Raw genomic sequence first — 12,388 nt, forward strand, 5'->3', positions numbered from 1 at the left:
TATTACGGTCTCTATTTACATTGCCAAACCCAAAGTCAAGGGTTCATTTTATCCAAAATCCCCCCTTGACTGTGTCTTTAGTTTTGTATACCTAAAATTATGAAAATTTGATAAATTATTTTACATTCAATGCTTCAGTTGGAATTTTAATTTCACCATTAACTTTCTTAATTTCAGATGTATTTAGTTGCATATTTTTATTGAATAGTTTTATTTCTTTAATAAAATAATTTGAAGCATCTACTCTAATTTCAACTTTATTATCATCATTAAACATTTCATCTTTTTTTAATAAATCTCTATCAAAATCACCTAATAATTCTTCTTTGATTTTTACCATAGTTGTAGCTAAAACATAAGTAGAATTTTCTTTTGAAACAGTAAATGCTTTGCGTTCAAATAATTGATTTATTAGAGAAGTAATTTTTTCTTCGTTTGATTTACCAGATATTTTTGCCTTATCTATGATTTGGGTTAAATCTTGTTGTATTTTATTCCATTTTCCAAATATATTAACATAAAATTTAGCACTATTTAATGTAGATAAATCAGAATAGATTGAAGCTACAAAATCTTGATTTTTTAAATTTGCAAAAATTTTTTTATTTGAATCAATTTTAAGCTTAACTTTTAAATCTTCTTTAATGTTTTTTACTTTATTATTTTTTTGCTTAATATATAAATCCAACTCTAACATTTTATAATTTTTATAGTAATTCATTATTCCTTGTTTAATTTGCTTTGGTGTCTTATTACCAAATAAACCGCATGAAGTTAATAAGATAATGAAACAAAAAAATAACAAATTTAATTTTTTAATTTTTTTCATAACATCCTCTCCTATATATATTATAGGTTATTTATAATATATAACATTTATAAATACAAATATTTAACAAAAAAGTAATTAATAAAATATTCTACTAAAAATACAAACTTATTACTTAATCCTAATATCTAGTAAAAATTTGGACTCTTTTCTACAATATTTTATAAACACTACTCCATCATGCTAACATTATAACATTTATACGCAAAAAGATTAGAAATCCTTCAATCTCTAATCTTTTCACTATTATTTAATAAGCATTATTTGCCTATCATTAAATAAAAATTAATTTTAATATATTTAAATATTTCTATTAATCTTTTTTCTTTTTAATCCCTACAAATGCAGCAGCTGCTGTAACTAATGTAGCAATTGATGAAAATATTGATGAATCTCCTGTATTTGGATTTGGATTAGAATTTACAGTTGTATTTATGTTTCCAATTTCATATGTTACAACATTTTCAAATACTAAGTCTTTTCCTGAGATTTTTGTTGTCTTTCCATCTTTTGTTATTACTGTGTTTCCTTGTTCATCCACTGTAATATTTTCAGTACTTAACTGTAATTCTGGATTTGCTTTTATTATTGCTTCTCTTACTTTTTCTTGTTCAGCTTTTGTCAACTTACCTAGTTCTTTTACTTCTACTTTTTCTTCAGGTGTTTTTGCTCCCAAGTCTTTGTTTTCTTTTTCTATTACTGTCTTTTCTCCTGATAAGTTGTTTTTTGAACCATCTTCGTACTCTATTTCTACATCTCCATTTTCTTTTACAGTTACTGTTTTTGCTTTTGGATTACTTGCTCTTACTGCTTCTTCTACTTCTTTCTTTTCTTCACTGCTTAGTTCTTTTTTGTTATTTACTTTTACTTTATCAGGTTCTACTACCGGGTATTTTTCTTTGTCTGATTTTTCTACTACTGTCTTTTCTCCTGATAAGTTATTTTTTGAACCATCTTCGTACTCTATTTCCACATCTCCATTTTCTTTTACAGTTACTGTTTTTGCTTTTGGATTACTTGCTTTTACTGCTTCTTCTACTTCTTTCTTTTCTTCTTCGCTTAATTTTTCAAGATTGTTTACTTTTACTTTATCAGGTTCTACTACCGGGTATTTTTCTTTGTCTGATTTTTCTACTACTGTCTTTTCTCCTGATAAGTTGTTTTTTGAACCATCTTCGTACTCTATTTCTACATCTCCATTTTCTTTTACAGTTACTGTTTTTGCTTTTGGATTACTTGCTCTTACTGCTTCTTCTACTTCTTTCTTTTCTTCTTCGCTTAATTTTTCAAGATTGTTTACTTTTACTTTATCAGGTTCTACCACTGGGTATTTTTCTTTGTCTGATTTTTCTACTACTGTCTTTTCTCCTGATAAGTTGTTTTTTGAACCATCTTCGTACTCTATTTCCACATCTCCATTTTCTTTTACAGTTACTGTTTTTGCTTTTGGATTACTTGCTCTTACTGCTTCTTCTACTTCTTTCTTTTCTTCACTGCTTAGTTCTTTTTTGTTATTTACTTTTACTTTATCAGGTTCTACCACTGGGTATTTTTCTTTGTCTGATTTTTCTACTACTGTCTTTTCTCCTGATAAGTTGTTTTTTGAACCATCTTCGTACTCTATTTCTACATCTCCATTTTCTTTTACAGTTACTGTTTTTGCTTTTGGATTACTTGCTTTTACTGCTTCTTCTACTTCTTTCTTTTCTTCACTGCTTAGTTCTTTTTTGTTGTTTACTTTTACTTTATCAGGTTCTACCACTGGGTATTTTTCTTTGTCTGATTTTTCTACTACTGTCTTTTCTCCTGATAAGTTGTTTTTTGAACCATCTTCGTACTCTATTTCCACATCTCCATTTTCTTTTACAGTTACTGTTTTTGCTTTTGGATTACTTGCTTTTACTGCTTCTTCTACTTCTTTCTTTTCTTCACTGCTTAGTTCTTTTTTGTTGTTTACTTTTACTTTATCAGGTTCTACTACCGGGTATTTTTCTTTGTCTTCTTCTGCTGATTTTGTTACTAAGTCTTTTCCTAAGATTTTTGTTGTCTTTCCATCTTTTGTTATTACTGTGTTTCCTTGTTCATCCACTGTAATATTTTCAGTACTTAACTGTAATTCTGGATTTGCTTTTATTATTGCTTCTCTTACTTTTTCTTGTTCAGCTTCTGTCAACTTACCTAGTTCTTTTACTTCTACTTTTTCTTCAGGTGTTTTTGCTCCCAAGTCTTTATCATCTTTCAGATCATCATAAAATAAAATATTTAATTTATTTTGTATATTTATACCCCATTTTTCTGCCGTTAATGGTATTTCAAATGTATCATTTACACTATTTATTGTTTTATCTTCTAATTGTTCTTCATTAATTTTTGATGGAACAGGATTGTTATTATTAGCAGTATCAATTACAAATCCTTCTCCAATATTTTTAGTAGACAATTTTGGTGTTATTTCCTGATTTCTAATAGAATTTAATACTTCTTTTTGTGACATCCCACTATATTTACTTATAGGAAGTTTTATTATATTATTTTGAACATTTAAAACTGGTGTTTCCGGAACTAAACGAGCATAGGCGATATAAATATCTAAATCCTTTCCTTTATCTTTTCTACCTTTATTAAAATATCCGTAAAATATTGCATTTTCACTAGCTACTTTTTGAAAATCATTTTTACTATTTCCTGTTAATATTTTATAAGTTTTAACATTATAATCATTAGTTTTACCTTTTTCGTATCCTTCAGATGTATTATTTCCATAGCTAGATCCTTCAACTTTTTTAGTCCCTTTTATACCTATAGTTCCATTTTTATTATCCTTATATGAAAATTCTAACTTATAATTTGTATTACTATATAACAAAGCTTTCATTTCATATGCTGATTCATTATTCCTTCCTTGTTCATAAAATTTACCTTGATGTATTCTAAAAATTTTCTTACTTGGTGCTCTATTTTCACTTAAAATTTGTGTTTCTACCCTAGTACTTTTACTTGCTTTTTCATATGTTAATTTATCTTCATTTTTTACAAAATAAACAACAGGTAATTCTTGATTATCTATCTTAGTTGGTGTAACAAATCTAAAATCTTGATTAGACTCAGCCATAACAACCGACTCTACATTCAGTCCAGTATTTAATACTGAAACTCCTCCAAACAAAATTGTAACCCCTAACATGCATGACACAAATCCAATGCTTAATTTACGCATTGAATATATAGGCTTTCTGACTATTTCTGATTTTTTATTTAAATTATTGCGATTATACACAATTACCTCCCTTTTTTATAATTAAAATAAATTCTTCTCCTCAAATTTTAATTTTAATTATACGGTTTATAACTTATATATTTTCGTATATAAATTATTGTTACTTTCTTACTCAAAACAAAAAATAATTTAATTAAAGTTATCCTTTATTTTTTTACATTGTATTACATGTGTTTTAATATTTACAAATGTTTAAATTTTTTTTTTTATAAAAAAAATTTAAAATTTAAAAAATTATTTTTTTATAAAAGAAGATTTTTTCAATAGTTTAAAGCAATATTTATAATAATAAGGCTAAAAAATGTAGATAAATATTTTTTTATCAAATTAAATATTTATGATATAATATTTATAGTAAATAATTAAATTTTTAACCATGAAATTTTTTCTAAAAAAAAATATAAACCAAATTTTTGAAAAAATTTCTAGAAATGAGACTAAAAATGATAAGTATTTTCAACAAAAATATTACAAGAAATTTAAATTTAATAAAGACATTAAATATTTATTCTGACAAAGTAAATAAAAAATTTTTAATGAAAAAACTAAAAATTGATGAAAAAACACTAAAAAATGATATTAATACCATTAATCAAAAATACAGTGCAATATTAAATATTAATATTCATAATTCAGATATAGAAGTTAAATATAAAAAAAACGCAAATATAGAGATGTTTTTTAGTTGTATAATAAAAAACTCTTCTATTTTTAAAATAGTTGAAGCGATATTTTTTAATGATTTTAACACATTAAATGATATAGCAAAACATGAATTTTTCAGTATAACAACTGTTTACAGAGCACTAAAAAAATTTAATAAATCTGTTAGTAAAATTTACGATTTTAAAATAAATAGAAAACTTTTTCAATTTGAGGGAAATGAAGACAATATAAGAACATTTTTGTTTCATTTATTTAGAGAAAAATATTCTTATAATGAATGGCCATTTGAAAAATATGATAAAGAAAAAATAATTAAATTGCAAAATACTTTTTTAAAAAGTATCGGTGTTAAAAAATTTCCATATATAGATAACGAAATTATGACTATTTTATATCCTATACATATTGAAAGATTAAAATCTGGACATTGTGTATTACCTTATTTAATAAAGGAAAACTTTAACACCATAAAAGTGCAAGAAGCATACAATTGCTCAGAATTAAAAAATTTATTTGAAGAGTTTGAACTTGAATTTACAAAAGAAAATATAATGGATATATTTTACTATTACTTACATAAAGATATTGCTTTTTCTTTTTTAGATTTAATAAAAAAGACTAAATCAAATACTCTTATTAATTTTTCAATTTATCAAGCACTTGAATCAACATATAAATTATCTGATAAATTTAATTTAAAACTAAATAATCCTTATGAATTAATAACATATATACATAATGCTAATGTTTTTTTATATGATAATTTTAATTCAAATTATATAGTATTTGATAAACATAATATATATATTTCAAAATTACAAATTGTATTTCCTGAATTTATGAAGGAACTTTCAAAAACTATAAAAAAATATTTACTAATTATTAAAGGAGAAGTAAAAAAATGTCATATTGAATACCTTATATATACAGTTATATCTACTTGGGATAATTTATTACCTCAACTTTACAAGTATAATAAAAAAATTAAAACCCTTGTTATTAGTAGATTTAATTACAAAAAATCTATCTCACTAAAAAATCAACTTGAAATTTTATTCCCCAATTTTTTAGATTTGCACTTATCTAATAATAATGATATATATTATAAAAATATAAAAGATAAAAATTACGAATTAATTATAGCAGATTTCAATATACCAAAATCAAAAAAATTTGAAACTCTATACATAAATGGGAATATAATGAAATTTGAAGTAATAGAAATAATTAAAAAAATTATAAAATTGAGATTTGAAGAGCATAATAAATTAAATTAAAAATTAAACATAATAAAATAAAAATAAGAGCTTGCTAAAGAATAAACCCTAAAATTTATATGATTATACTCTATGCAAGCTCTTATATCCTAAATTTCTCCTAATTTTACTGAAATTTCTTCAATCTCTGAAATTAGTGATCCAATATATGCTACCGTGTCTTTTAATGGAGCATCTGTTGACACATCAACCCCTGCTAACTGTGCTAATTCCTGAGGTGATTTAGAACCTCCAAGTTTTAAAACCTCTTTCCATTTATTTGCAACTTCTTTGCCTTCCGCTCTAATTTTTTTAGAAACTTGTGTACCAATTGTCAATCCAGCTGAATATGTGTATGGATATAGTCCCATGTAATAGTGGGGTTGTCTCATCCATGTTAATTCTGATCCTTCTACAAGTTCTACTGCATCTCCCCAGAATTTCTCTAGAGTTTCTCTAAATATTTTATTTAAAATTTTAGCATTAACTTGTCTACCTTCATCGACTAATTTGTAAACTTCTCTTTGATAATATGCTTCCAACAAATGTGTTACAAAATTGTGGTAATATGTTTTAGCAACCATTTGAGATAATACCCATCTCTTCATTCTTAAATCGTTATCTTTTTCAGCAACATTTAATAAATGATTTTCTACAATTAATTCATTCGTAGTTGATGGTGATTCAACAAAATACATAGAAGGTTCAGAGTTTAGTATGCTTTGGTGTTTATGTGTTAATTGAAAATGTCCAGCATGACCTAATTCATGAGCTAAAGTCATTACATCCGACATATTTTCATTAAATGACATCAAAATATATGAATTTGTGCCATATGGTGATGCACAAAATGCCCCTGTTGATTTTCCTTCACTATCAACATAATCAATCCATCTATTTTCAAAAGCTTCTTTCATTATTGCTAAATAATCATCTCCAAGAATTGACAAACCCTCCAATACATATTTTTCTGCTTCTTCGTATGAAACTTTTTTCGAATAATCTGGATCTACTTCCATCTTTAAGTCAGAATATTTTATAGTATCTAATTTATGAACTCTCTTTAATATACTTGCGTATTTTCTCATATGCGGAGCAAGCTCTTCCATAATTATATCCATTTGTCTGTTATATAATTCTTTAGAAACTTTTTGGCTGCTTAATAAATAATCAAAAACTGAATCATACCCTCTTAATTTTGAAATAATTTTTTCTTTTTGAACTTGTGTATTATATACTGAAGCTGTTGTATTTTCATATTTTCTTAATGTATTTGAAAAAGCTTCAAATGCATTTCTTCGTATTTCTGTATTCTTACTATATTCTAAACTTCCTTCAAATTTATTATATGATAAGGAATGCTTTTCCCCATTTGCTTCAAAATCCGGAAATTCTATATCTTTGAACTTTGTTTCACCATATAATCTATATGGTGAATTTAATATTGGTGATAAACTTTTCAATGCTTTTTCAACATCAGGACTTAAAGTATGTGCTTTTTGCTCTAAAATATCTTCAATAAATACCTTAAAATCTTTTTCTTTCTTTGCTTCTTCTAAAATCTTTGTATCTAATTCTAAAATTTCACTTTCATAAAAGCTTAACATTGCACCATATTCCGCAAATATTTGATTTAAATCATTAGCTCTATTTTCGGCTTCTTCATCAAATGTATTTGCTTCAACCGGTAAAGTTGCATAGTGACTTATTTTTGAAGCAATTTCTGAAAATTCAATCATATCCCTTATTGATGATTTCAATATTTCTAATGAATTAATCTTCCCTTTATAATTTTCTATAAATTTCAAAATTAAATCTTTATATCTTTCTAATTGTTGTTCATACTCTCCAACTGATTTATAAATTAAAGAAATATCCCATGTTTGTTCAATTTTCGCATCTTCTCTTTTCATGATTTTCTCCTATTCTTTATCAATATTTTATTATATTTTATCACAAAAATAAAAGCTGTAACAAAATAATCAAAAAATTAATTTGTTACAACTTTCAATTTTATTAAAAATTCAATTTGATAAATCATATAAATAACCAAATTCTATATATAAATTATTTACCAAATAGAATTAAAATATTTATGCCTATAAAGTTTAATAAATAACTTCTTAAAAAAAATTTTGCAATACCCCTGTTTTAATTTTATTTTTTTATAGAATTCCAAACTATTTCAAACATTTCTTCAAAATATTTATTAGGATCATCTATTTCTTTTTTTACATAATTCGTTACTATCATTTCTATAGGTGCATAAATCAATGGTAAAAATAATTCTTTAGAAATATTTTTTACTTTATTTAGTCTTATTCCCTTTTGTATAAAATTATTTAAAAATAAAACCATTTTTTGTTTACTTTCCTTGCTTTTCTCAGAAATGTAATATGCATTACTATTATATTTTAGAAATAATATTATCTTAGAATTTGCAATGCTAAATTCATAAAAATTTTTATAACATAGCTTGAATTCTTCTTTATAATCTTCTGTTTCTACACTATTTTCAATTAAATATTGATTTAATTTTTCAAAGATTTGACGATATATTTCATTAATTAAAGATTCCTTATTTTCAAAATAATTATACATTGTACCGACAGCTATATTTGCTTTTTTTGCAATCATCGGTATTGTCATTCCATCATAATGCCTATCTGAAAATAATTCAATTGTCGCCTCAATAATAGAATTCCTTTTTTCTGCCATGTCAAAACTCCTTTTTTACATTAATCCTCTATTTTCCTAATATTCTTTACATAAGCAATTATCATCAATACTAGGAATATTATAAACATTACACCCATGTAAATTACAGCATTTATATAGTGAACAAATCCTGTAGAAGTAAATAATGTATAAGTTATTCCTTTCATAGCATATGTCAATGGAATTAGTTTATTTAAAAATACATAAATACTATTTGAAAGTTCTATTGGGAATGTTCCTCCTGCGGTGGATAATTGTAATATAAAGAATAGTAGCACAACAAATTTACCGACATCTCCCATTGTATATGTGAAAAATGCTATAAAATAAGTATATGCTAATGAAATTATAACAATCAATAAGTAAAATAGCAATGGATTTGCAATTTGTACTTTAACAAAATATTGCAAACCGATTCCTGCAATTATTGCAGAAACTACAGCGTGTATTGTCAATACTTTCAATTTATCAATTATGCCCTTTGTTCCATTTTTATTAATTAATGGGAATACCAATACTAATGCTATTGATGCTAAGTATAATCCTAATGGAAGTTGATATGCTAAGAAGCTTGTTCCATAATTTGCAACTTTATTTGTCTGTTTCTCCAATGAAATTGGTGATGTTAAAATATTTGATGACTTTGATGAAAAATTAGATTTATCCAATTTTTCTTTTCCATCTTTTAATCCATTATGCAATTTATTTAACCCATTCGAAATTTGTGTATTTCCATCAGTTAGCTTAGTAGTTCCATCTTTAATTTTTTTATCCCCTTCTGATAATTCTGAAAATCCCGTTTGTAATTTTGAAAATAACTCATTACCAAATCTATCTGACCCATCTGATATTTTTTGAATTCCATCTTGGATCTTTGAACTTCCATCAACTAACTTATCTCCACCATTTGAAATTTCTCCCATACTTTTATCAAGAGCTTCTATTCCAGACTGATATTTATTATACCCAGTATTTATTTTTGTACTGCCCTCTTTTAATTGAGAAATTCCATCAACTAATTTTCCAATAGATAATTTTGATTCATTTACTTTAGAAATAAGTAGACTTACACCATTATCAAATTCTGGATATTTCGTATTTAGTTCACTTAATCCATTAGATAATTTTTCAGTCCCTTGTACCAACCCTTTATCCAGTCCGTCTCTAATTTTTATTAACCCATCTATTAAGCCCATTACTTTAGTTTTCTGTTCTTCTGATTTTTCCTTTATTTTTTTACCAATTTCTTTTTGAGCTGTTGCCAAAATACTTTGAATATTATTATTTTCTACTTTTTTAACTTTTTCTAATATATTATTTTGTTCATCCTTTTTCAAAGATAGGAAACTTTTATCATATTTAAGCTCATTATAAAAATTGTCACTCATTTTCTTAACTTCATTATTAACAGCTCTAATTATGGCAAATTTTTCACTATTACTTAAACCTATAGATTTATTTTTTACATCTTTTTTAGATTTTTCTAAAATTTCTGCACTAGGAATCCCTTGATTTATCTTCTTTATAGCATCATTTAGCTTAACAGACCCTTCAGCTAAATCACTAATACCTTTTGAAATTTTTCCACTTCCCTCCTGAAGTTTTGCTAATTTTTTAATATTTTCTGAACTACCAGATTCTTGAATAGATGATTTTAATTTAGAGTCAACATTTGTCAATCCACTTTGAATTTTATTTAATCCATCAGAAATTTTATGTCCATTATTTACTAATTTTGTAGTTCCTTCTTTAGCTTTATATATTCCATCTTTAATTTTTAATTGTCCATTATTAAACTCTTGATATTTAGAATTTAATAAATTTAATCCACTCGAAATTTGTCCGTATTTTTCTTCAGCAAATTTAACCTTTTCGATTACAGTATCATGACCATCTGCAACTTTTGACAATCCCTCAACTAATTGAACTAAACCATTACCTAATTTAATAGACCCATTATGTAACTTTTTAGTACCATCTTTAGCTTTTCCAATACTTTCTTTTATTCCATCAATTTTTTCTGCGATTGTTTCTAAATATTTTTTTGTTATCTCATCATTTAATTTTTCAGAAATAGACTTAACCCCATTTGATGTAATTAAATCTGCTACATAATCCCTACTTTGATTTGTAATATAGTTCATTTTAATTTTTCTGTTTGTATCAAGGAGCTTTACAGAATCTTTAGAAAAATTTTCATCTAAAAATAATGCCATATAATATTTTTCTTTTTTAATTCCTTCCTTTGCTTCATCCTTACTTACAAAACTCCAATTAAAACTTTTAGCGGATTTAAGCTTATTTTCTAAACTTTTACCAATATTTATCTCTTTTCCATTACTTATCGTTCCCTTGTCTTCATTTACCAATGCTACTGATAATCTATCAATTCTACCATATGGATCCCAAACAGACAATGAAAACATTGCTGAGTATATAAAAGGAATAAACATTACAGCAATTATAGAAATCACCAACATTTTATTACTAAAATTTTTCTTCATAATTAAACTTTATAAAATATTTAAATTTTATTTACCTCCATATTTATTTGATGAATATTTTCATTCTTTTCTTGAATGAATGTTCATTCAACTAAATATATTATATACTTTTAGTAAATTTGTCAAATATTTTTTATTTTTTATAAAAAAAATGGTTTGAATAAAATAAATTTTTTTAGTTATTTTAAACTACTGCCTATAAGCTGAACATATAAAATTACATTTTTAATTATTTTACAGCATTCCCTTAAATAATATATTATTTATTTAAATAAAGTATGTTATATATCAGAAAATAAGTTATACCATTTTCTACTAAAAAATCTTTATTATAAATAACTACCCATTTAACAAATCTAAACAAAAAAGAGATATAAACAGTTAATCTTCGTCCATATCTCTCTCTAATTAAACTAATTTCAAGAATTCTCTTGTTCTTTCAAATTTTGGATTTGTGAACATTTCTTCCGCTGGTAAATCTTCCAAAATTTTTCCTTTTTCCATAAATACTACCCTGTCTGAAACTTTTCTCGCAAACTCCATTTCATGAGTTACCACTATCATTGTAAATCCTAGATCAGCTAGTTGTTTCATCGTATTTAAAACTTCTCCAACCATCTCCGGATCAAGTGCTGATGTCGGCTCATCAAATAATAAAACTTTTGGTTCCATTGCCAAAGCCCTTGCTATTGCAACTCTTTGCTTTTGTCCACCAGAAAGTTGAGATGGTTTTGCGTTTTGAAAAGCATGCATTCCTACTAGATTTAAGTAATACTTCGCTTTTTCTTCTGCATCTTTCTGACTTTTTTTCAATACCCTTATTTGACCTATTGTGCAATTTTTCAACACATTCATATTATCAAATAAGTTAAATTGTTGAAATACCATACCCAAATTTTTTCTATGATTATTTTGATCTACATTTTTATCTAAAACATTTTTTCCTTCAAAAAAAATTTCTCCGGAATTTGGTTCTTCTAAAAGATTTAAACATCTTAAAAGTGTTGACTTCCCAGATCCTGATGAACCAATAATTGTAATTACTTCTCCTTCATTTACGGAAAAATCTATACCTTTTAATACTTCATTCTCACCGAATGATTTATGAATATTTCTAACTTCTAATATACCCATATAT

Annotated in this window: 7 protein-coding genes; 1 reads left to right on the forward strand and 6 read right to left on the reverse strand. The window is 25.1% G+C overall.

Annotated elements, in window-relative coordinates; genetic code table 11:
* Positions 1-115: 115 nt before the first annotated feature.
* On the reverse strand, positions 116-829 hold the full coding sequence (locus tag EQF90_RS07415) for a hypothetical protein (RefSeq protein WP_134711905.1): 714 nt from the start codon (positions 827-829) through the stop codon (positions 116-118).
* Between the two features lie 313 nt (positions 830-1,142).
* Entirely contained in the window at positions 1,143-4,106 is a 2,964-nt protein-coding gene (locus EQF90_RS07420) for a YSIRK-type signal peptide-containing protein (protein WP_330167159.1), read from the reverse strand.
* A gap of 443 nt (positions 4,107-4,549) precedes the next feature.
* On the opposite strand from EQF90_RS07420, the gene EQF90_RS07425 reads away from it, so the two are divergent.
* The gene (locus EQF90_RS07425) at positions 4,550-6,049 is read left to right on the forward strand and encodes a helix-turn-helix domain-containing protein (RefSeq protein WP_167604126.1); all 1,500 of its coding nucleotides are present in this window, start codon (positions 4,550-4,552) and stop codon (positions 6,047-6,049) included.
* Between the two features lie 89 nt (positions 6,050-6,138).
* Here the strand turns inward: EQF90_RS07425 and pepF are convergent, their stop codons facing one another.
* The 4 genes from pepF to EQF90_RS07445 form a co-directional block, all read right to left on the reverse strand.
* Positions 6,139-7,941 (reverse strand): oligoendopeptidase F, encoded by a 1,803-nt coding sequence (pepF, locus tag EQF90_RS07430; protein ID WP_134711994.1) that lies wholly within the window; start codon positions 7,939-7,941, stop codon positions 6,139-6,141.
* A gap of 244 nt (positions 7,942-8,185) precedes the next feature.
* Complete coding sequence (locus EQF90_RS07435; protein ID WP_134711995.1) at positions 8,186-8,746, reverse strand: TetR/AcrR family transcriptional regulator; 561 nt, start codon at positions 8,744-8,746, stop codon at positions 8,186-8,188.
* A gap of 20 nt (positions 8,747-8,766) precedes the next feature.
* Positions 8,767-11,250, reverse strand: a complete 2,484-nt coding sequence (locus tag EQF90_RS07440; protein ID WP_134711996.1) for a YhgE/Pip domain-containing protein — start codon at positions 11,248-11,250, stop codon at positions 8,767-8,769.
* Positions 11,251-11,658: 408 nt separating this feature from the next.
* A complete protein-coding gene (locus EQF90_RS07445; protein ID WP_134711997.1) occupies positions 11,659-12,384 on the reverse strand; it encodes an amino acid ABC transporter ATP-binding protein in 726 nt (241 codons plus the stop codon).
* Positions 12,385-12,388 lie beyond the last annotated feature (4 nt).

The organism is Helcococcus ovis (assembly GCF_004524775.2).
GTDB classification, from domain to species: domain Bacteria; phylum Bacillota; class Clostridia; order Tissierellales; family Peptoniphilaceae; genus Helcococcus; species Helcococcus ovis.

Coding starts and splice junctions, on each gene's coding strand:
- EQF90_RS07415 (WP_134711905.1), bottom strand. CDS start 829: ATGAAAAAAATTAAAAAATTAAATTTGTTATTTTTTTGTTTCATTATC.
- EQF90_RS07425 (WP_167604126.1), top strand. CDS start 4,550: ATGATAAGTATTTTCAACAAAAATATTACAAGAAATTTAAATTTAATA.
- pepF (WP_134711994.1), bottom strand. CDS start 7,941: ATGAAAAGAGAAGATGCGAAAATTGAACAAACATGGGATATTTCTTTA.
- EQF90_RS07435 (WP_134711995.1), bottom strand. CDS start 8,746: ATGGCAGAAAAAAGGAATTCTATTATTGAGGCGACAATTGAATTATTT.
- EQF90_RS07440 (WP_134711996.1), bottom strand. CDS start 11,250: ATGAAGAAAAATTTTAGTAATAAAATGTTGGTGATTTCTATAATTGCT.
- EQF90_RS07445 (WP_134711997.1), bottom strand. CDS start 12,384: ATGGGTATATTAGAAGTTAGAAATATTCATAAATCATTCGGTGAGAAT.